We start from the raw sequence: 20,482 nt of genomic DNA, 5'->3' as shown, positions 1-20,482 counted from the left end.
GTCACGCCTCCAGGACCGTGCGCAGGTCCCACAGCGTGCGCCAGGTCGCCGAGCCCTGTTCCGCGCGCCGCCGTACCGGACCGTCCCAGTAGCCGCGCAGCCGGGCAGCGTCGGCGGGATCGTCCTTGCGTACGACGCCGAGCAGATGGCCCGGGAGCAGGCCGAGGACGTCGCGGTCCCCGGGGAAGTAGGCCGCCGCCAGGGCCAGCGCGCCCGCCACCGACACCGCCTCCGCCGTGCTCATCACGGTGGACGGGCGCTCCACCTCCCAGCCCTCCGCCGACCGCCCCTCGCGCAGGTCGCGGAACGCGGTGACCAGGGCCTCCAGGACCGCGTCGTCCACCTGGAAGGGCGCCCCCGCCCGTTCCACCGACGCCCGGGCCTGGCCGCGTACCAGCGCGGTCTCGGCGTCGAGGTCCGGAATCGGGCCCACGGTCTCGAAGTTGAAGCGCCGCTTGAGCGCGGCGGACATCTCCGAGACGCCCTTGTCCCGCAGGTTGGCCGTGGCGATGAGGGTGAACCCCGGGGCGGCGTGCGCCAACGCGTCGTCCGTGCCCGCCAGTTCGGGTACCGCGATGCGCCGTTCGGACAGCAGCGAGACCAGCGAGTCCTGGACTTCGGGGAGGCAGCGGGTGACCTCCTCCACGCGTGCGACGGCACCCCGGGACATCGCGGTGAGGACCGGGGAGGGCACGAGCGCCTGGCGGCTCGGGCCCTGGGCGAGCAGCAGGGCGTAGTTCCAGCCGTACTTGAGCTGGTCCTCGGTCGTGCCCGCGGTGCCCTGTACGACCAGGCCGCTGGTGCCGCACACCGCGGCCGACAGCAACTCCGACAGCATCGACTTGGCGGTGCCGGGCTCGCCGACCAGCAGCAGCCCCCGCTCCCCGGCGAGGGTCACCACACAGCGCTCGACGAGGGCCCGGTCGCCGACGAACTTGCCCTCCACGACGAGCCGGCGCGGCACCCCCGGAGGTGCCTCGGCGTCGTCGGGCAGCCGCAGCGCCTGGCCTCCGCTGCCCATGACGAAGGTGACGACGGCCCGGGGCGTCAGCCGCCAGGCGGGCGGGCGCGGACCGGCGTCGTACGCGGCGAGGAAGGCCAGTTCGGCGGCGTACCGCTCCTCGGGCGGGACGATCTGGCGGAGAGGCGTGGTGCCGGCGGTCATCGGCGGTCGTCCTTCAGGGCAGTTCGGGCGGTGGTTCGGATCGTGGTCATCGGCGGCGGCCTGCGCGGGGCGCTCGCGTGGTCAGCTGCTCGTACGCGGGGGCGTCCCCGGCGCGTACGCGCTCCCAGGCGCGGGCGAACAGCTCCGGCACCGGGACCAGCGGGAGGGTCCGGTTGCCGCCGGAGACCGGGTAGAGGGCCTCCTTCCAGGTCTCCAACGGCACGGCCGGAGCCCTGCGGTCGCGCCAGCCGCCGGGCAGGAAGAGGGTGCGGCCGGCGCGCGGCCGTTTCGCCTCGACGACCAGATCGGTCGCGGCCAGTTCGGCGCGCGCCTTCTTGATCCGGGCGGGCTTCCAGCCGGTCCAGCGCGCGCAGTTGCGGTCGGTCGGATCGGGCAGCGCCAGCAGCTGGAGGTAGAGCGCCGCCGCGTCCTCGCCCAGGCCATGGGCGCCGGCCACCTCGGCGACCAGCGCGGGCACGCCGACCGTGGGGTCCTGGGCGTACCCTGCGGGTCCCCCGGCCGCGAGGGCACGGGCGAGGTCCTCGCCGAGAAGCGTCCGGACGGCCCGCAGCCGGGACGAACGCCCCTCGCCGAGCAGGCCCTCCAGGAGGCCGAAGACGGGGTCGTCGGCTCCGGTCAGCGCTGCCGGCCGCAGCAGCACATGCTCCGTGTCCGAGTACCAGGGGCGCAGCACCAGGGTGTCACCGGCCCTGGTCAGCCCGTGCGCGTCGCCGTCGCCGGTCTCGGGCAGGCCGAAGACCTTGCGCAACTGCACGGAGGTCGGGCCGCCCTTCTCCGTCCACTCCAGGTCCAGGTCGAGCAGCAGCCCGGGATCGGCCAGCCGCCGGCGCAGTGCGCGGAGCCCGTCCGTCAGCCCGGCCCGCAGCACATGCCCGTACGGCAGCACGTACGCCAGCGCGGCCAGACTCTCCAGGGCCCCCGCCAGCGTGTACGAACCGGGCACCGCCGACGGGTCGGCGGGCGTGAAGTCGCCGTCCTTGTCGGTCCGGAACACCGTGGTGCGGGCGAGCCAGGGGGTGCGCGCGGGGTTGAGGACGGCCTCGGCGTGACCGGCGCCCATGCCGGCGAGGTCGGTGCTGAGCTCCTCCGGCAGGCGTACCAGGGTGCCGAGGCGCTCGGCCCACAGCCGGCCCGCGGCCGCCGTGTCGGGGCCGGTCGTCCACAGCTCCGCCGGGTCGTCGGGCAGCAGCGCGCCGAGCAGGGCCCGCTGCTCGTCCTGTCCCAGCGAGTTCAGCAGCTGTGCACCGAAGGTCCGTTGCCGCGGCTTGAGACCGACGACCGCGAGTCCCTCGGCAGCGGGGGCGTGCGGGTGGCCGGCCAGCAGTACGGTGGCCTGGAGGGGGCCGAGCCCGCCCTGCGTCGCGGTCGCCAGCGCCTCGGGGGCCTCGGGCCGCCAGGGGGCGGCGCCCTTCTCCCGGATCAGCCGGGTCAGTTCGGCCAGCCGGTCCGCCGGGATCCCGGCGTCGTACCGGATCTCCTGGACCAGCGTGAAGTGCCCGACGGCACCGAACGCCCCGGACGGGTCGTGGTCCAGCGCCAGCCACTCGACCGTGTCCAGCCGGACGTCGACGCTCTGGCAGCCGAGCACCACCACCGTACGGCCGTCCCGGCGCAGTACCTGCCCCACCCGCTGCTGCTTGTCGTGCGGCTCGCTCAGCACGACCTCGCGCAGCGTGGTGCCGAGCCCGGGGAGCGGTCCCTCGGTCAGCGCCTCGAACAGCAGGAGCAGCGGCTCGCGCTGCGCGTCGGTCAGGGACGGCGAGGCGGCGCGGTAGGCGAGCGGCCGCAGAGCGCCCAGGACGGGCGGCCACACCGCGCCGATGCCGGGAACGGTGTGCTCGTCGCTCTGCCAGCCGTCGCCGGCGGCGGTGAGCCGCTCGGATTCCGGCAGCGGCTTGCCGTCGGCGGGTCTGCCGGACAGCACGTGGTTGACCGCGCGGATCTGGCGCAGCGCGGCCCAGCCGCCGTGCCACGCGTTCTGCAGGGACACGACGCCGGCCGTGGCGTCGTGCAGTGTCCGGTCGCCGCCGTGGTCCGGGGAGTAGTCGGCGAACATGCCCTCGGTCCGCTGCCGGGGCTGCCGGGGCCGCTCCTGCGCGGGCCTGGCCAGGGACGCGGCCGCCTCGGCGATCCGCAGCGCGGCACGGACGTGGGAGGCGACACCGGCCAGCAGCCGCCGGTCGGTCAGCTCGGGCAGCGCCCGTGCCACCGCGGCCAGGGTGACCTCGTCCGTGCCCGGCACCGCGGCCCTGGCTCTGTCGTCCTTGCCGGCTCGCGCCAGCGCCTGCTGCCGTTCGTCCAGCGCCGTCGCCGTCGCCCGCATCAGCGCACCGGCCGATTCGTCGGTCAGGGTGCGCAGTACGGCCGACCCGCGCTCGTCACGGGGGCGCAGCGCGTGCCAGAACGCGACCGGCGGCACCAGCCGGGTACCGGCCGCGTACGCCCCGCCGGACTCGCCGAAGGACACCCGCCCGAGTTCGGTGCCGTCGCCCGCGTGCAGGGCGACGCTCTGGTACGTCTGCGCGGCGATCGGCTCGGCCCCGCCCGGCAGCCGCAGGGCGCCCAGCGGCACCCCCGGCACCCGGCCGTTGCGGGCCGCCCGCAGGGTCGCCGTCCGCCCGTCCGGCGTACCGGCGGTCGTCCGCGCCTCCGCTCCCTCGCCCTCCGTGCGCACCCACCGGCCGAGGACCGTGCCGTCGGTGCCGAACGGGCTGTGCTCGAGGCCGGGTTGCAGCGGCAGCACCTCGCAGGAGCCGTGCAGCAGCGAGGCGTCCTCGCGGACGGCCGACGCCAGCAGCGCGGGCAGCGAGGCCCGCCCGTGCTCGCCGGTCACCGGGTCGTACTCCAGCCACAGCGACTGCCGGCCCTGCCTGCCCTGACGCCAGTACGTGGTGCCGTCGCCGAGGACCGGGCGGCCCGGCGGCAGGACCGTGTCCCCGGCGTGCAGGGTGCGGCCACCGGTGGCCCGACCGCCACCGGGCAGCGGGATCGACGCGTTGGCCGCGTCCATGCCGGACCACCAGCTCGGGATCTGCTCACCACCGAGCGGGACCACCTCGGTCGGGCGGTTCGACCAGTAGCCGTGCTGTTTCGAACCGTCCCGCCACATCACCAGCAACTCGCCGTCGACGTACCGGAACCGGGGCCGATGCCAGCGATCCAGGTCCGTGGGCAGCCGCAGGTCGTGGGTGAGCAGGATCCCCTCGGGGCCGACGACGATCGCCTTGTGACCCCGCACCAGGATCAGCGCGGGCCACGCCTCGGTCACCGACAGCGTGTTGTCCCGGTCCTTGCGGACCTCGGCGTCGAGCAGTTCCAGCGCCTCCTCCAGCGCGGGCCAGCCCAGTTCGTCCAGGAGCCCGGCGCGGAGCGTACGGCCGAGGACCGGGACGATGTCGTACTCGGTGAGCCGGCGCACCGCCTGCGGGCTCTCCCGCACCACCGCCCGGAAGGGGCGAAGCCGCTCAAGCTCCGTGTCGGCGCCGGGAAGTCCGGCGGTCGTGGCCAACTCCGCGGTCGCCTCCCGCAGCCACTCGCGCAGGACGTCGCCGAGCACCGGATGCGCGGCCACCTTGGGCAGCTCCGCGGGCCCCTGCCCCCGGCCGAGTACCTCCACGGCGTCGAACAGCAGTGCGCGGTAACGGGATTCGGCGGCGACGGCCTTCAGGTCCCGCTGTCCGGGCCGTTCGTCGCGCAGCCACACGGCCAGCGGCAGGTCCACGTGCGTGTCCGCGTCGGGAACGGCCAGCGCGATGCCCTCCGCCACGCACAGGTCCAGCAGATCGAGGTCGGCCCCCGCCTGCCAGCGCCCGGTGAACAGGTCGACGGGCCGTCCGCCGGCCCGCAGCCGGGACGCCATCCGCTCCACCAGCGCCAGCGTCGCGGGGGAGCGGTCCGCGTACGTACCTCCGTGCTTGCGGTGCTGGGCCCACCGGCCGAGCCAGTCCGCCGGGTCGACCTCCCCGCCGCCGTCCTCGGTGAGCAGCAGGTCCGCCCCGCACTCGGCCAGCAGCGCCAGCCAGAACTCGTCGTCCGCCACGTCCCGGCCGAGGCCGGCCGGCATGATCTCCAGCAGCCGTACCCGGATCTCGGGTCGCCGCTCGGCGAGGACCGGCAGCACGCTGCGGTAGGCGTTCCAGAAGGAGGCGGGCGCGCGGACGGCGGCCGGGGACGCGAGCAGGTCGGCGACCAGCGCGCACTCCTCGGTGACCCGGTCGAGTCCCGCCGTCTTGATCAGCCCGCGCGCGTCCTGCGGCAGCGAGGCGTACGGCGGCATGCCGGCCGCGCAGCGCTCCACCGTCAGCTGCCGGAACTGTGCCCAGGCGGTGGCCGGTTCGAGCCGCCGCGCGAGGTCCTTCACGTACTCCTTCAGCGCCTTGACGGTGAGCGCACCGGCGAAGGCGAACTCCAGGAACACCGCCCGCTGCCGCTCCTCGTCCACGGCCAGGGCGTGCACCCGCTCGGCCTCCCGGGCCTTGCCGAAGAAGGCGGCCGCGTAGGTCGTGTTCTCGTGCTGGAGGAAGATGCGGGCTGCCTGCTCGTAGAAGGTCGGCAGGAAGTGCGGGACCGCGCGGCCGAGCCGTTCGCCGAGGGCCTCGAAGCCCTCCTTCGCGTTGCCCGGCTTGGACTTGGCCTGCCGGGCCAGCCGCTCGACGTCCTTGACCAGGGCGAGGGCGTGATGGCCGTTGGCCGGGTCGTGCACCAGCGCCCAGGCCGGGAAGCCCAGGGTCTCCCGGCGCACCTGACCGACCTCGGGCGCCTCCGGCCGCCGGCCCAGACCGAGGAACTCCAGCGCCAGGTCCTCGGCCTCGCCGAGGGTGCCCGGGACCAGCCGCACCACGGCGCGGCCGTCCAGGGCGGGGTGTGTGTACGTGCGTGCGGTCAGGACGTCGGCGTCCTCCCGCTCGGTGGTGCCCGGGGGCAGGATCGCGCCGGCGTCGAGCAGCGCGGTCGTGGTGGTGTCGTCGTACGTGGTCATGCCGCCCGCTCCTCGTCCTCGACGTCCCGCCCTGCGTACAGCGCCGCCGCCATCCGCATCCCCTCAGACCAGGCGACCGGGCCGACCTGACCCAGCCTCAGCGTCCGGCCCGCCGGATCGGTCCACATCAGCGGGCCGGTCTCGGTCTCGAAGTAGCTGTCGTAGTCGCCGATCCAGACCCTGGCCTCGACCCCGCGGCCCTCCTCCAGCACGGAACACACCGCGTATCCGCCGCGCACGCGGTACCCCAACTGGGTGGCCCTGCCGTGCAGGAACCGCAGCTCCTTGAAGACGCCGCCCGCGTACTCCTCGATCTGGGTGCCCTCCGCGTCCAGCGCGGCCGGGCGGTGCCAGACCTCGCGGAAGAGCTGCTGGGCCCGCTGCTCGACGCCCAGTTCCACGGCGAACTCCCGCAGCTCCGCCAGGTCTTCGAGGAGCACCGGGTGCGGCAGCCGGACCAGTTCGGGTGCGATGCGCACGGTGTCGCCGTCGAGGTCGACGAGGCCGAGCCCGCGGTCGGCGTCGGCGTCCCGCAGGAATCCGGCGACCTCGCCGTCGGCGCCGGTGACCACCAGGTCGCGCAGCGCCGCCTGCCAGGCGGGGTCGGGCCAGACCTGGGTCAGCACGGCGAGCGGCACGGGAAGCGAGCGGATCATCCACCGCTCCACGTCGGCCAGGCACTGCCGTTCGTGGCGCTCCAGCCACTCGGCGAGCTGCCGCAGCCCCAGCACGGCCGGATCGTCCGCCAGCTTCGCGGGCACGGACTTCAGCCGCCGCCCTGCTGCGTTGCGGCAGACCACCTTCCCGTCGTCCAGGGCCACCTCGTAGTCCCCGGCCGTCACCCACCCCATGCGTGCCTCCCCGCACCGCAGTGATCAAGTGATGGCGACTGTAGGGGAGACCACTGACAACGCCTGCCGTGGTCTGCGCCGGGACGAGGAAAACGCAGATCAGCAACGCCCGGGCGGGTACGGCGACGGCCCCGGTCCGCAGGCGGAGGTGCCTGGGCCGGGGCCGTGGGAGAGCTACGTGGGCGAGGCCTCAGCCCTGCCCCGACTCCTTCTCCCGCTTCAGGTTCTTCAGCCGCACGGTCTCCTTGCGGACCTCGGCCTGCGTGGCGCGCTCCTTCTCCAGCCACTCGGGCAGCTCGCGCTTGAGCTCCTCGATCTGCTCGGTGGTCAGCGGCTCCGTCACCCCGCCGCGCGCCAGCCCGGCGATGGACACGCCCAGCTTGGCCGCGACCACCGGACGCGGGTGCGGCCCGTTGGCCTGCAGCTCGCGCAGCCACTCGGGCGGATTCGCCTGGAGCTCGTTCAGCTCGGCGCGCGAGACGACACCCTCCTGGAAGGCGGCGGGCGTGGCGGGCAGGTACACGCCCAGCTTCTTCGCCGCGGTCGCGGGCTTCATCGTCTGGGCGGTCTGGTGCGAACTCATGAGGTCAAGGGTATCGGCCGGGCGGGGGAGCCCCGACCACGGCCGATGGCCCCGGCCCCGCACCACCGGCAGGACAGCCGGCCCCGCACCACCGGCAGGACAGCCGGCCCCGGCCGACGCCGGGCCCGCTTCCGCGGCCGATGCCGGGCTCCCGTCAGCGGCCCGTTAACCTGGCCTGGTGACAGGCTCGGAGGAAACACCGTCGTTCCGGCTCGCGTACGTCCCCGGCGTGACGCCCGCCAAATGGGTTCGGATCTGGAACGAGCGCCTGCCGGGCATCCCCCTCACCCTCCTGCAGGTCCCCGCCGTCGAGGCGGCCGGCCTGCTGCGCGCGGGTGACGCGGACGCCGGTCTGGTACGGCTCCCGGTGGACCGTACGTTCTTCAGCGCGATCCCCCTCTACACCGAGACCACGGTGGTCGTCGTCCCCAGGGACCACGTCATCACGGCGGCCGAGGAGGTCACCGTCGCCGACCTCGCCGACGAGGTGCTCTTCCACCCCCTCGACGACGTCTTCGACTGGGACGCCCCGCCCGGCGAGCCCGCCTTCGAGCGCCCCGCGACCACCGAGGACGCCGTCGAGCTGGTGGCCGCCGGCGTGGGCCTCCTGGTCGTCCCGCAGTCCCTGGCCCGCCTGTACCACCGCCGGGACCTCACCTACCGGCCGCTCACCGACGGCCCCGAGTCGACCGTCGCCCTGTCCTGGCCCGAGGAGGCCACCACGGACATGGTCGACGACTTCATCGGCATCGTCCGCGGCCGCACGGTCAACAGCACGCGCGGCCGTCAGGCCGCACAGGCCTCGAAGGCGGCGAAGACAGCGGGGGCCGCGCCGGACAAGGCCGGACGGGCGCAGAAGCCGGCCGCCGCGGCCAAGGCGACGCCGGGCGCCCGCACCGCACGCGCGCGTGCCACCGGCGCGAAGCCCGGCACCCCCGCCAAGCCCGCGAAACGCGGCAAACCGCGCCGTCGCTCGTAGGCCGCGGCCGGCCGGGCCCCACCCTGCCTCACACCCGCTCCCGATCTGCTCCCGCGCGCCCCGATCACGTTCCGCGATCCCCGGCCCGCGCAGTGTCACGATGCCTGCGGACATCCCGGACATCCACCGCTGGAGGCGCCCGTGAGCCCGCAAGCAGCCCCGGACGAAACCGTCGACCCCCGTGCGTCGTCCGCGTTCCTCGTCGACGAGTCGCTCGGCTACCTCTTCCCGGCCGCCCTGCGCGCCGCTGCGGTCGTAGGCGTCGCCGACCACCTGGCCCACGGCCCCCGCACCCCGGCCGAACTGGCCGAGGCCACGCGCACCGACCCGCGCAACCTCCACCGGGTGCTCCGGCTGCTCGCCACGCGCGGCGTCTTCGAGGAGGACGCCGGCGGCCGCTTCCGGCTCACCGCCGCCGGTGACGCGCTGCGCACCGACGCGCCCTGCTCGGCGCGGTCCGCCGTGCTGATGAACACCGACCGCAGCATGTGGCTGCCCACCGCCGACCTGAGCCGCTGTGTGAGCGAGGGGACCTCCGCCTTCGAGCACCTCTTCGGGCTGCCGTTCTTCGAGTACTTCGGGCAGGACGAGGAGACCGCCGACGTCTTCCACTGCGGCATGGCCGCGATGTCCGACGCCGAGAACGAGCCCATCGCAGCCGCCTGCGACCTCCCGTCCACCGGGACGGTCGTCGACGTCGGCGGCGGCCACGGCGGCCTGCTGCTGGCCGTCCTCGACCGCCACCCCGGTCTGCACGGCGTCCTGTACGACCGTCCGCACGTGCTGGCCGGACACCGGCTGGACACGCCGGGTACCGCCGGGCGGTGGACCACCAGGACCGGTGACTTCTTCACCGCCGTACCGGAGGGCGACGTCCTCGTGCTCAAGCGGATCATGCACGACTGGGAGGACGAACAGTGCGTGACCCTCCTGGACCGCTGCCGTGCCGCACTGGCGCCGGGCGGGCGCATCCTGGTCGTCGACGCGGTGGTCCCGCCGGGCAACACACCCCATCAGGCCAAGGCGCTCGACCTGCTGCTGATGGCGTGTCTGGTGGGCCGGGAACGCACCGAGGCGGAGTTCGCCACGTTGCTCGAGTCCGCCGGTCTGAAGCTGTCCAGGGTCGTGCCGACGTCGACCGTGCTCTCGGTGGTCGAGGCGGTGGCCGCCTAGGACACCCGGCTCTCGGCCTCGGGCATCTCCGGCGGCGCCTCAGGCCTTTCCGGCGGCGTCTCCAGCGCCCTCTGCGTCTCCGGCGCCTTCGCCCGCTCGCCCAGATCGGCCACCGCCAGTCCCAGTGCCACCAGGATGAACCCGACGGATGTGAGCAGGCCCAGCTGAAGCGCCTCGGTGGCCGGGCCGTGGTGCGCGAGGCGGGCGAAGTACACCGAGCCCACCACCGCGATCCCGGCCGCCGAGCCGACGCGCTGGCCGGTCTGCAGCACACCGCCGGCCGCACCGGCACGCTTCACCGGTACGCGGGTCAGGGTGAGCGTGGTGTTGGGGGAGACCGTGATACCGGAGCCGATGCCTCCGACGATCATCGGCACCGCCGCGGCCCACCCGAAGTGCTCCAACGGCACCAGGCGCACCACCGCGATGATGCCGAGCAGACCCAGCGCCACCCCGGTGAGACCGATGACGACCAGCCTGCGTCCGTGGCGCACCACCAGCCGGCCGCCCAGGGCGGCACCGACCGCCGAGGCGACCGCGAACGGCAGCACCGTGACCCCGGCGGCCAGCGCGCTGTATCCCGCCGCGTTCTGCAGGAACAGGGCGAGGACGAAGAAGACCGTGGTGAAACCCGCGAAGTAGGACAGGCTGACCAGCGAGCCGAGGGTGAAGGACCGCATCGAGAACAGGCTCAGATCGAGCAGTGGCGCCCTTCCGAGCCGGCCCTGCCGCCGTTCCCACACCCAGAACATGCCCAGCAGCACCGCGCCCACCGGCAGCAGCGCCCACTTCTCCCGACCCGTCCACTGCTGCTCCTGCACCAGCGGCAGCATCAGCGCGAGCACACCGCAGCCGAGCAGCAGCACCCCGAGCGGGTCGAACCGCTCCCGCCGGTCCGCCGAGGCGGGACAGCGGGGCAGCAGCCGCAGGCCCGCGGCGAACGCGGCGATGCCGATGGGCAGGTTGACGAAGAACACCCAGCGCCAGCCGTCGTCGGTGCCGACGGCGTCGATGATCACGCCGCCCGCCAGCGGGCCGACCGCCGTCGAGACGCCGATGACGCTGCCGAGCAGCCCGAAGGCCTTGGCGCGTTCGGAGCCCTGGAACATCTGCTGGATCAGCCCGGAGGTCTGCGGCGCGACCATGCCCGCCGCGGTGCCCTGGATCAGCCGGAACACCACCAGCCGGTCGGGGCTCGCCGCGAGCCCGCAGGCCGCCGAGGCCACCGTGAACACGGCGAGCCCGATCAGGAAGGCCTGGCGCCGCCCGCGCATGTCGCCGAGCCGGCCCGCCGGGACGAGCGCCAGCCCGAAGGTCAGCGCGTACCCGGAGACCACCCAGGACTGGGCGGCCTCCGTTGCGCCCAGTCCGCGCTCCATCGAGGGCAGCGCCACGTTGACGATCGAGGTGTCGAGCAGCGAGATGAAGCCGGCTGCGAGACAGACCCCGAGCGCCTTCCACCGCCGGTCATCAGTGGCCGGTTGCTGCGGCTTTGCCCAGGTCGTGGTCATGGGGCCACGCTAGGCAGTCATCCCGGGCATCGCACGACCGGCGGAGCGAACGGATGGCCGAACTGCTCCTTACGAGTGATGGCCCGGTCGTCTTCCGCGGCGCGGCGGCCGCCGGGTCAGCGCGCGTACGAGGCCTCCCGCGCCGTGGCCGGCACCCGGTCACCGTGCGCTCCGCTCAGCAGCCCGGCCGCCACCCATGTGTCCACCACCGACCGCACCCGGGCCACCAGCGCCGCCTTGTCGCGGAACGGCGCCCCGGCCCACACCTCGTCCAGCAGCTCGCCGCCGTCGGGCCCGGCCGGGTCGGCGCCCCCGGAGTCGAGGCCGCCGAACACCATCGTCGGCTCCGAGCGGCTGAAGCAGGCGTGGGCCGGATCCTCGGTCCCCACGTAGAAGGGCGCGAACTCCGTCCCGGCCAGGCTGAAACGGAGCGGGTGGTCGGCCACCGGGGTCAGGGACGGCAGCAGGTCGCCGGAGAGACCGGCCTTCCGGTACAGCCCCGGCTCCAGGTGCTCCGTGGCCGCGTTCCGGCCGACCATGCTGACCGTCCAGGCCGCTTCGGCCGTACCGCCGGTCGCGGCCGCCGCCCGGCCGGTCGCGACACCGGTCCCGCCGCCGGCGGCGACCAGGGCCCTCGCCTGGAGAAGGGTCCTTCGGGAGGGGGGCTGCGTCATAGGCCCCTCATGCGTGTCTGAAATATCGGGCAGCGTTCGGGAACTCGTCCACAAGGGAGAGAGGGGTGGGGGAGCGTCAACGGTACTGGCGGGTACGGGAGTTCAGGATGACATGAGCCACTCGAAGGCCGTGCGCGCCGTGAACTTCGCCTGGCCGCCGCGCAGGAGGAGATCGGCCGTGGTGAACCGGTCGGTCTGGGCGGCGACATAGGGGACCGCGATGCAGCGCATTCCGGCGGCGTGCGCCGCTGCCACGCCCGGGGCGGCGTCCTCCAGCACCACGCAGTCGGCCGGTGCGGCGCCGAGGCGGCGGGCCGCCTCCAGGAAGACGTCGGGAGCCGGCTTCCCGCGCGGCACCTCGTCGGCCGAGACCGCCGTGCGCAGATATGCGCCGAGGCCCGTGCCGGCCAGGATCGCCTCGATCGCCTCGGGCGAGGAGCCGGAGGCCACCGCCGACGGGACGCCCTCGGCCGCCAGCAGCTCCACGAACTTCCGCATCTCGGGATACGCGCGCGTGCCGGTCCGGGCCAGCTCCAGATAGCGCCGGTTCGTCTCCGCGAGCAACTCGGCCACCGGAGGCCGCAGTCCATGGCGGTCGCGCAGCAGGGTCACCGTCTCCAGCGTGCTGATGCCGACGAGGCGCTCGTGTTCCGCCCAGGTGAAGTCCGTGACCCCGTGCTCGGCCAGCATCTGCCGCGTCGCCTCGTAGTAGTTCGGCTCGCTGTCCACGAGTGTTCCGTCGAGATCGAAGATGACCGCGAGGCCGCCGAGATCGCTCATGGGACCAGGATGCCGTTACCCGCGTGCGGCCCGGCCGAGGGACTCCACCAGCGGCAGCAGCCGGTGCGGAACGCGCTCGCGCAGCGCCACCTCGGTGCGGGTGCGCACCACGCCCGGCAGGCTGATCAGCTTCTGGATCACGTCCTCCAGGTGCGCGTTGTCCCGCGCCACCACCCGGGTCAGCAGGTCCCCGCCGCCCGTGATCGAGAACGCCTCCACGATCTCCGGTACGGCGGCCAGCGCGTCCCCGACGTCGTCCAGATGCCCCTGGGTGACCTCGATGTGCACGAAGGCCAGCACCGGGTGGCCGAGTGCGGCGGGGGAGAGGGAAGGGCCGGTGCCCGTGATCACGCCGTCCCGCTCCAGCCGGTCGAGCCGGGCCTGCAGCGTGCCCCGGGCGACTCCGAGGAGCCGGGCGTACTCGCGCACACTGGTGCGCGGCTGCTCCAGCAGCAGCCGCAGGATGCGGGTGTCGAGCTCGTCCACGGTCATGACGTACGACTGTACCAATGGCTCACCGGCACGCGACGCCGACCTGGACCATTGGCATCTCGGTCGTCATCCGTCATCCGACCGGACCGGACCATTGGCCCAGCAGAATCGACACCACTTGAGCCGGTCGCCCCTCTGATGCTCTCATGGGTGTGTCGATGGCGCTGCGGACTCCCGCGGCGCCTTTTCTGTGCCGTCCGCGGGAGGGGAAGCAGTGCTGAAGAGGGTGTTCGTGGCTCCGGACCCGGGGCGGGTGCGGCTGCGCTTCGCCGCGCGCGCGGTGCTGGGCATCGGACTCGCCGTCGTGGTCTGCGCGTCGGCCGGGCACTCCGTCACGGGCGCCGTCACCGGCGGTCTCGCCGCACTGCTCGCACTGTTCACCGTCGCCGACGCCACGGTGCGCGGACAGGCCGTCACCACCGCGCTGCTGCCCGTCGTCGGCCTGCCGGTGCTCGCGGCCGCGGCCGGACTGCACGACGTCCCGGTCGCCCGCGACCTGGTCTTCCTCGCCGTGGTCGGCGCGGGCGTGTACGCGCGCCGCTGGGGTCCGCGCGGCCACAGCCTGGGCGTGTTCGCCTTCATGACCTTCTTCGTCGCCCAGTTCCTGCACGCCACCCTCGGGCAGCTGCCCGAGCTGTACGCCGCCGTCCTGCTCGCCGTGCTCAGCGCCGCCGCCGTCCGCTTCGGCCTCTGGTGCTACGAGCGCCGCCTGCCCCCGCCACCGGTTCCCGCCCCGGCCGCGGGCAGCGGGCTGGCCCGGGTGACCACCCGGCAGGCGGTCCAGGCGACCGCCGGCGCGGGGTTCGCGCTGGTCGCCGGCCAGCTGGTGTCCGGCCAGCGCTGGTACTGGGCGGTCGGTGCCACCTGGTGGATCTTCGTCAACACCGCCTCGCGCGGCGAGACCCTGGTGCGCGGCTTCCGGCGCGTCCTCGGCACCGTCATCGGCATCGCGCTCGGCCTGCTCGTCGCCGCCCCCGTGCACGGTGACCCGGCTGCCACCGCCGTCCTGCTGGCGACCGCCGTCTTCGGCATCTTCTACACCGCCGCCGTCTCCTACACCTGGATGATGCTCTGGGTGACCTTCCTCGCCGAACTGCTCTACGGCCTCCTCGGCGTCCTCACCCCCGGCCTGCTGGCGCTGCGGCTGGCCGAGACCGCGGTGGGGGCCCTCGGTGCCGTACTCGCCGTGCTGTTCGTGCTGCCGGTCACCACCCACCTCACCACCGACGCCTGGATCCGGCGCGCCCTGCGCTGCGTGCACGCCTGCACGGCCGAGGCCGCCGCCCGGCTCGCCGGCTCCGCCACCGCCGATCCGGCACCCCGGGTGGCCGAACTGGAGCAGCTCCTCGGCCGGGTACGGCTCTCCGTCGCCCCTCTCGTGCACCCGCTCAACCCGATGCACGGCCGCAAGCGCCGCGCCCGCCGCGTCCTCGCCCTGCTGGACGACTGCGCCCGGGAGATCCGCGGCCTGGTCGCGGTAGCCGCCGACCCGGAGGCCTCGCACGACGCCCGGCTGGCCGCCGCCTGCTGGCGTGTCGAGGCGGCCGTCGAGGCGCTCACCAGGGGCTCCGAGCACATCACCGCGCCCATCGAGCCGCCCGCCGAACCCGTCCTCGCCCATCTGCACGGCCTGGAGCGTGCCCTGTCCGAACTCGCGGAGCCGCTGCGCACCCCCTCGGGCTCACCCCTGGTCGGCACCTGAGACGCGCCGCCCCGCACATCCTGGTCTAGACCGCGAGCTGCTACCGTCGGCCCCGGGCGGGCTCGTACTGACTCGTACCGCCTCGTACCGGCTCGTGGTGGCTCACAGCGATAGGGGACAGCGGTGGCAGACGGCGGCAGGCGGCGGAGGGCGTTCATCGGGTCGTTCACGGCCGCGGGCGGCCCGGGGGTCGTCACGGCGGCGGTCCGCCCCGACAGCGGCGCCCTGGCCCTCCTGGAGAGCGTCGACGGCGTTCCCGACCCGTCGTACCTCGCGCTCGCACCCGGCGGACGCACCCTGTACGCGGTCAGCGAGACCGCCGACGGCGCGGTGGCCGCGTACCACGTCCACGACGACAAGCCGCGCCTCGCCGGGCCACCGGTCCCGGTCGACGCCAGCGGTCCCACCCACCTCAGCGTCTTCGACGGCCATGTCCTGACCGCCAACTACGGCTCCGGCAGCGTCACCGCCGTCCCCGTCCGCCCCGACGGAACCCTCGCCTCCGGCCCCTCAGGGCTGCTCCAGCACACCGGCTCGGGCCCGCACGAGCGGCGTCAGCGCGGCCCGCACGCCCACCAGGTACAGCCCGACCCCAGCGGCCGCTGGGCGGTCAGCGTCGACCTGGGCACCGACTCGGTCCGCGTCTGCACCCTGGACGCGGGCACCCCCGCCCTGCACCGCGAGTTCGCCCTGCGCCCCGGCTCCGGCCCCCGCCACCTGGCCTTCCACCCCGGCGGCCGGTACGCCTACGTCGTCAACGAACTCACCCCGACCGTGACCGTCTGCCGCTGGGACGGCACCACCGGCGCCCTCAAGCCGCTGACCGAGACCCCGGTCCTGCCCGGCGCCCCGGCCGGCGACGCCTACCCCTCCGGCATCGCCGTCTCGCCCGACGGCCGCCACGTCTGGACGGCGACCCGGGGCGAGGACGTCCTGAGCACGTTCACGGTCGACGGGGACCAACTGCACCTGACGGCGACCGTCCCCTGCGGGGGCCACTGGCCCCGGGCGCTCGCCGAGTCGGGAGGCTTCCTCTACGCCGCCAACGAGCGCACGGGCAACATCACCTGGTTCACCATCGACCGGCAGACGGGTCAGCCCCGCTACGACGGCTCGGTGGAGATCCCGGCGCCTTCCTGCATCGTCTTCGACTGACGTCACCTGCGGCGCCCCGTCAGGGGTGCTGGGGGTACCCCCGGCCGAAAGCTGGGGGAGGAACCGCGTGCCCAGCCCCCGCCGGCCCGCAGCCGGGCACCGATCTCAGCCCGCTCAAATCCAAAGGACCCGCTCCCCTGGAGGAACGGGCCCTTGAGTCACCTCGGCCGAGGCGCGAAGCGCGTCAGCGCACCGGCGCACCCTGCGGCTGCTGCGGAGCGATCCCCAGCGCCGTCGTGTACTTGGCCAGCGCCAGCTTGCCGATCGCCGGGTACGGCCCCAGCGGCTCGGCGGTGGCGCAACCGGCCTCCTCCGCGGCCGCGGCCAGCAGCTCCGCGTCGATCTCCGGCCCTATCAGGTACGGCGCCAGCGCCAGCTGCTGCGAGCCCGAACCCCGCAGCTGCTCGGCGACGGAGGCGATCGAACCCTCCTGGTCCAGCGCCGCGGCCATCACCGGCACGGCCAGGCGCGCGGCGAGCAGCATGCCGGTGATCCCGGCGGCCTGCACGGCCTCGTCGCCGCCCACGGACGCCAGGATGATGCCGTCCGCGGCCGTCGCCACGGTGAACAGCCGCGCACGGTCGGCACGGGCCAGCCCCGCCTCCGAGAGGCGCACGTGCAGCGCCTCGGCGAGCAGCGGGTGCGGACCGAGCACGTCGGTCAGGTCGGCGGCGACCCGGCTCTCCATGACCGCGTGGCGGACCTGGCGCAGCAGCGCGCTGTCCGGACCGGCCAGCAGCGGCACGACGACGGCGACCGGGCCGTCGGGGGCCTTGATCCCCTCGACGCCGGCGGCGACGGCCTGCTCGTAGCGGGCGGTGCGCTCCTCGGCGGCACGGGCGAGCACGGACTGGAGGGTGGGGAACTCCGCGCCGTCCCCGTCCAGGTACCCGATGCGGGCGTCCAGACCGGGCAGCTCGGAGCGGGCGATGCTCACGACCTCCTCGGCGAGGCTGCGCGTGGCCGCGCTGGGCTTACCCGGCACCGCGAGAACGAGCGCGGGCGCGTCCTCGGGAGCCACCAGCGGCTCGGGGCGGCGGTGCCGACCCGGCTGGCGGGGGCGCGGCATTCGTACTGGCAGGCCGGCGGGCCCAGTGGGGGAGCTCATGGCGCCGCATGTTACTGGCTATCTGGGCTCCCTTGTTCGGGGAGGGTGCAGGTGAGCGGTATCCGTCCGCTTTTGTCTGATGAGTTACGCATGATTCGGAGGTGATCCCGCCACCTGTCGGACACTTCCTGTCCCAGTGGGATCAATACCCTTTTGTGTGTACAAGTTTTATGTGTACAACAGAGAGCAGTTTTTCATCACCCGGCAGAGTGAGCCGCCCGGTGACCAGGTCACTCGCGACGCGTACCGCTCCGTGCAGCGGATCGCCCTCAGCCGTCGTCCGCCGCGCCTGTGGGAGCAGCCGCGCCAACTCCTCGGCGAGCGGTACGAGAAGAGGGTCGCCCAGCCTGAACAGGCCGCCGGTGAGGGCGACCCGGGGTTCACCGGCCGCGGGGCAGACGGCGGCGGCCGACTCGGCCATGTGCCGGGCGGCGGCACGCAGGATCGCGGCCGCGACCGGGTCGCCCCGGTCGGCGCAGTCCGCGACGTGCGGCGCGAAGGAGGCCAGTACGGCGGGCCGGTCGGCGCGCGGATAGAGCTGTCCGGGCAGCCCGGACAGCGGCCCGAACCGCTCCTCGGCACAGGCGCGCAGCGCGGCCGAGCCGCCGTCCCGCCCGTCGAGGGCGCGCAGCGCCGCCTCCAGGCCGGCCCGGCCGATCCAGGCGCCGCTGCCGCAGTCGCCCAGCAGGTGCCCCCAGCCGTCCGCCCGCCGCCACCGGGTGAGATCGGTACCGATCGCGATCAGCCCGGTCCCGGCGGCGACCACCGCGCCGGGCCGCGGACCCAGGGCGCCGACGTACGCGGTCACGGCGTCGGCGGCCAGCGCGACCGTCCGCACACCCAGCTCGCGGGCCAGCGCGCCCGGCAGCTCGGCCCGCAGCGCGTCACCGAGGCTGGCCAGCCCGGCGGCGCCGACGACGGCCGTCGTCACCCGCTCCAGCCCGTACGAGTCGGCCAGCGCCCGCGCCATGGGCAGCAGTTGCTCCAGCAGATGCCCGGGGTCGAGGCCCCGCGCCCCGGTCCGCACCGGCTCCCGGGACTCCCGCGGCGCCGACGGCTCCCGTCCCGGCACACCGACGACGGCCCGTAACCCGGAGCCGCCGGAGTCGACGGCGAGGAACCCCGCCTCCCGGGGTTCGCCGCCCTCGTCGCTCACGGCAGACGCCAGTCCACCGGCTGTCCCCCCTGCTGGATCAGCAGGTCGTTGGCGCGGCTGAACGGGCGGGAGCCGAAGAAGCCGCGGTCCGCCGACATGGGCGAGGGATGCGCGGACTCCACCGCCGGCAACTGGCCGAGCAGCGGGCGGAGATTGCGGGCGTCGCGGCCCCACAGGATGGACACCAGCGGCTTGCCGCGGCCGGCCAGCGCCCGTATCGCCTGCTCGGTGACCTCCTCCCAGCCCTTGCCCCGGTGTGCGGCCGGGGTGCGCGGGGCCGTGGTGAGCGCCCTGTTGAGCAGCAGGACGCCCTGCCGGGTCCACGGGGTGAGGTCGCCGTTGGACGGCTGGGGCAGGCCCAGGTCGGTGTTCAGCTCCCGGTAGATGTTGATCAGGCTGCCCGGCAGCGGGCGTACCTCGGGTGCCACCGAGAACGACAGCCCCACCGCGTGCCCCGGGGTCGGGTACGGGTCCTGGCCGACGATCAGGACGCGGACGTCGTCGAAGGGCTGCTGGAAGGCCCGCAGGACGTTCGGGCCGGCCGGGAGGTAGGTGCGTCCCGCGGCGATCTCCGCGCGCAGGAAGTCGCCCATCGCGGCGATCCTCCCGGCCACTGGTTCCAGGGCCTTCGCCCAGCCCGGTTCGACGATTTCATGCAAGGGTCGTGGTGCCACGGCGTCACCCTACTGCCGTGGACGGGCCGGCGATCAAGCCGAGGTCCCCGTCGTCGCGGGACGACCGAGGACGACCGGAGCGTCGACCCGGATGACAGAAACCTCCCTCATTCCAGAGACTCGACCTCAGGCGACGACCGCCGCCCGCACGCACAGCACGTCCGGCAGATGGGAGGCCAACTGGCTCCAGCTGTCGCCGTCGTCGGCCGAGGCGAACACCTCGCCGTTGCGGTTGCCGAAGTACACCCCCGCCGGGTCCCCGTCGTCCGTGCAGAGCGCATCGCGCAGCACCGTGCCGTAGTGGTCCTCCGGCGGCAGCCCCGCCGACAGCGGCTCCCAGGTCCGGCCCGCGTCGGCCGTGCGGAAGACCCGGCACCGGTGCTGGGCCGGCACCCGGTCGGCGTCCGCGTTGATCGGGAAGACGTACGCCGTCTCCCCGCGGTGCGGATGGGCGGCCGCCGCGAAACCGAACGTGGACGGCAGCCCCGCGCCGATGTCCGTCCAGTGCGCCCCCGCGTCGTCGCTGCGGTACACGCCCCAGTGGTTCTGCAGATACAGCCGGTCCGGATCCCCCGCGTCCTGCGCGATCTTGTGCACGCACTGGCCGAACTCCGGATCGGGGTCCGGCAGGAACACCGCGGAGACACCGGAGTTGGACGGCGTCCAGCTCGCGCCGCCGTCGCCGGTGCGGAACACGCCGGCCGTCGAGACGGCGACCGTCACCGCCTTCGGGTCGCGCCGGTCGGTGACCACGGTGTGCAGGCCCTCACCGCCGCCGCCCGGCACCCACTTGTCGCGCGTCGGGTGCTCCCACAGCGGCCGGACCAGATCGAAGCTCTCCCCGCGGTCCTCGGACCGGTACAGCGCGGCCGGTTCGGTGCCCGCGTAGACCACGTCCGGTTCGGCGGCGGCCGGATGGAGCTGCCAGACCCGCTCCAGCGAGGCACCGGTGTCCTTGGGGAACTTCACGGCGGGCCGGGCCGGTTCGGTCCAGGTGCGGCCCAGGTCGTCGGAGTGGAAGACCGAAGGCCCCCAGTGCGCGCTGTCGCCGCCCGCCAGGAGCCGGGGCCGCTCGCCCCGGGTGTCGATGGCGACCGAGTAGATCGCCTGTGCGTTGAAGTAGGGGCTCTCGTCGAACTCCCAGGCGCCACCGCGCCGCCTCCCGAGGAAGAGCCCCTTGCGGGTCCCCACGGCCAGCAGAACCTCGGTCATGCCGATCACCTCCATGACGTCCTTGTCACAGTCCCGGTCTCAGTTCCTGTCACAGCCGGCACTCAGATATCGGCCAGTCTGCACCCCGCCACTGACAGTCCCCCGGGGGACGACGTCACCGCAGGTCGAAGCCGCCGTGTCGGCCGGTCGAACAAGGCGGCGGAACGCGTTCCGGGAGACGCCTGCGCGAGCGGGGTCGGTCGTGCGACCGTCGACTCGGAGTTCGCCGTGAGCAACGGGGCGGCCTCTCCCGTATGGGAGGGCGGTC

General features: G+C 74.3%; 15 protein-coding genes and 1 pseudogene. 4 read left to right on the top strand and 12 right to left on the bottom strand.

The window, feature by feature from the left end; translation table 11 throughout:
• Window position 1: 1 nt before the first annotated feature.
• From ACFY0P_RS26705 to ACFY0P_RS26690, 4 genes are all read right to left on the bottom strand, one after another.
• Window positions 2-1,165 carry an AAA family ATPase gene (locus ACFY0P_RS26705; RefSeq protein ID WP_388917975.1) on the bottom strand — a complete coding sequence of 388 codons (1,164 nt, stop codon included), beginning with the start codon at window positions 1,163-1,165 and terminating at the stop codon, window positions 2-4.
• Window positions 1,166-1,211: 46 nt separating this feature from the next.
• A complete protein-coding gene (locus ACFY0P_RS26700; RefSeq protein ID WP_388917972.1) occupies window positions 1,212-6,164 on the bottom strand; it encodes a hypothetical protein in 4,953 nt (1,650 codons plus the stop codon).
• Window positions 6,161-7,015 (bottom strand): DUF4132 domain-containing protein, encoded by an 855-nt coding sequence (locus ACFY0P_RS26695; protein WP_388917969.1) that lies wholly within the window; start codon window positions 7,013-7,015, stop codon window positions 6,161-6,163. Before ACFY0P_RS26695 ends, ACFY0P_RS26700 begins: the two co-directional genes overlap by 4 nt.
• Window positions 7,016-7,205: 190 nt before the next feature.
• Entirely contained in the window at window positions 7,206-7,598 is a 393-nt protein-coding gene (locus tag ACFY0P_RS26690; RefSeq protein WP_388917966.1) for a DUF5997 family protein, read from the bottom strand.
• A 178-nt stretch (window positions 7,599-7,776) separates the two neighbouring features.
• Here ACFY0P_RS26690 and ACFY0P_RS26685 point away from each other — a divergent pair, with 178 nt between their 5' ends.
• Together ACFY0P_RS26685 and ACFY0P_RS26680 are read left to right on the top strand one after the other, a co-directional pair.
• The gene (locus ACFY0P_RS26685) at window positions 7,777-8,577 is read left to right on the top strand and encodes a LysR family substrate-binding domain-containing protein (RefSeq protein WP_388917963.1); all 801 of its coding nucleotides are present in this window, start codon (window positions 7,777-7,779) and stop codon (window positions 8,575-8,577) included.
• Between the two features lie 141 nt (window positions 8,578-8,718).
• Window positions 8,719-9,750 carry a methyltransferase gene (locus ACFY0P_RS26680; protein ID WP_388917960.1) on the top strand — a complete coding sequence of 344 codons (1,032 nt, stop codon included), beginning with the start codon at window positions 8,719-8,721 and terminating at the stop codon, window positions 9,748-9,750.
• Here the strand turns inward: ACFY0P_RS26680 and ACFY0P_RS26675 are convergent.
• The 4 genes and pseudogenes from ACFY0P_RS26675 to ACFY0P_RS26660 all read right to left on the bottom strand — a co-directional run bounded on the left by ACFY0P_RS26675 (window position 9,747) and on the right by ACFY0P_RS26660 (window position 13,207).
• The gene (locus ACFY0P_RS26675) at window positions 9,747-11,261 is read right to left on the bottom strand and encodes an MFS transporter (RefSeq protein WP_388917957.1); all 1,515 of its coding nucleotides are present in this window, start codon (window positions 11,259-11,261) and stop codon (window positions 9,747-9,749) included. The two genes, ACFY0P_RS26680 and ACFY0P_RS26675, sit on opposite strands and share 4 nt — an antisense overlap.
• 116 nt (window positions 11,262-11,377) lie before the next feature.
• Window positions 11,378-11,806 (bottom strand): annotated as a pseudogene (locus tag ACFY0P_RS26670) (glycosylase); the annotation flags it as partial.
• A gap of 231 nt (window positions 11,807-12,037) precedes the next feature.
• On the bottom strand, window positions 12,038-12,715 hold the full coding sequence (locus ACFY0P_RS26665) for an HAD family hydrolase (RefSeq protein ID WP_388917954.1): 678 nt from the start codon (window positions 12,713-12,715) through the stop codon (window positions 12,038-12,040).
• Window positions 12,716-12,730: 15 nt separating this feature from the next.
• Window positions 12,731-13,207, bottom strand: a complete 477-nt coding sequence (locus ACFY0P_RS26660) for an Lrp/AsnC family transcriptional regulator (RefSeq protein WP_388917951.1) — start codon at window positions 13,205-13,207, stop codon at window positions 12,731-12,733.
• Between the two features lie 214 nt (window positions 13,208-13,421).
• On the opposite strand from ACFY0P_RS26660, the gene ACFY0P_RS26655 reads away from it, so the two are divergent.
• A complete protein-coding gene (locus ACFY0P_RS26655; protein ID WP_388917948.1) occupies window positions 13,422-14,909 on the top strand; it encodes an FUSC family protein in 1,488 nt (495 codons plus the stop codon).
• 123 nt (window positions 14,910-15,032) lie between these two features.
• Window positions 15,033-16,064 (top strand): lactonase family protein, encoded by a 1,032-nt coding sequence (locus ACFY0P_RS26650; RefSeq protein WP_388917945.1) that lies wholly within the window; start codon window positions 15,033-15,035, stop codon window positions 16,062-16,064.
• A gap of 184 nt (window positions 16,065-16,248) precedes the next feature.
• Here ACFY0P_RS26650 and ACFY0P_RS26645 read toward each other — a convergent pair whose 3' ends face one another.
• From ACFY0P_RS26645 to ACFY0P_RS26630, 4 genes are all read right to left on the bottom strand, one after another.
• Window positions 16,249-17,172, bottom strand: coding sequence for a sirohydrochlorin chelatase (locus ACFY0P_RS26645; protein ID WP_388917942.1), 924 nt, complete (start codon window positions 17,170-17,172; stop codon window positions 16,249-16,251).
• 142 nt (window positions 17,173-17,314) lie between these two features.
• Entirely contained in the window at window positions 17,315-18,328 is a 1,014-nt protein-coding gene (locus ACFY0P_RS26640) for an N-acetylglucosamine kinase (RefSeq protein WP_388917939.1), read from the bottom strand.
• Entirely contained in the window at window positions 18,325-19,002 is a 678-nt protein-coding gene (locus ACFY0P_RS26635) for a uracil-DNA glycosylase (RefSeq protein WP_388917936.1), read from the bottom strand. The genes ACFY0P_RS26640 and ACFY0P_RS26635 overlap by 4 nt, the downstream gene beginning before the upstream one ends.
• 126 nt (window positions 19,003-19,128) lie before the next feature.
• A complete protein-coding gene (locus ACFY0P_RS26630; protein WP_388917933.1) occupies window positions 19,129-20,214 on the bottom strand; it encodes a WD40/YVTN/BNR-like repeat-containing protein in 1,086 nt (361 codons plus the stop codon).
• Window positions 20,215-20,482 lie beyond the last annotated feature (268 nt).

Origin of the sequence: Streptomyces sp. NPDC001714, from assembly GCF_042892755.1 — a bacterium.
In the GTDB taxonomy this organism is placed as follows: domain Bacteria; phylum Actinomycetota; class Actinomycetes; order Streptomycetales; family Streptomycetaceae; genus Streptomyces.
The sequence above is the reverse complement of the archived record's forward strand: the minus strand, read 5'-3'. Positions and strand labels throughout refer to the sequence as shown.

Coding starts and splice junctions, on each gene's coding strand:
- ACFY0P_RS26700 (WP_388917972.1), bottom strand. CDS start 6,164: ATGACCACGTACGACGACACCACCACGACCGCGCTGCTCGACGCCGGC.
- ACFY0P_RS26675 (WP_388917957.1), bottom strand. CDS start 11,261: ATGACCACGACCTGGGCAAAGCCGCAGCAACCGGCCACTGATGACCGG.
- ACFY0P_RS26660 (WP_388917951.1), bottom strand. CDS start 13,207: ATGACCGTGGACGAGCTCGACACCCGCATCCTGCGGCTGCTGCTGGAG.
- ACFY0P_RS26665 (WP_388917954.1), bottom strand. CDS start 12,715: ATGAGCGATCTCGGCGGCCTCGCGGTCATCTTCGATCTCGACGGAACA.
- ACFY0P_RS26690 (WP_388917966.1), bottom strand. CDS start 7,598: ATGAGTTCGCACCAGACCGCCCAGACGATGAAGCCCGCGACCGCGGCG.
- ACFY0P_RS26630 (WP_388917933.1), bottom strand. CDS start 20,214: ATGACCGAGGTTCTGCTGGCCGTGGGGACCCGCAAGGGGCTCTTCCTC.
- ACFY0P_RS26695 (WP_388917969.1), bottom strand. CDS start 7,015: ATGGGGTGGGTGACGGCCGGGGACTACGAGGTGGCCCTGGACGACGGG.
- ACFY0P_RS26645 (WP_388917942.1), bottom strand. CDS start 17,172: ATGAGCTCCCCCACTGGGCCCGCCGGCCTGCCAGTACGAATGCCGCGC.
- ACFY0P_RS26705 (WP_388917975.1), bottom strand. CDS start 1,165: ATGACCGCCGGCACCACGCCTCTCCGCCAGATCGTCCCGCCCGAGGAG.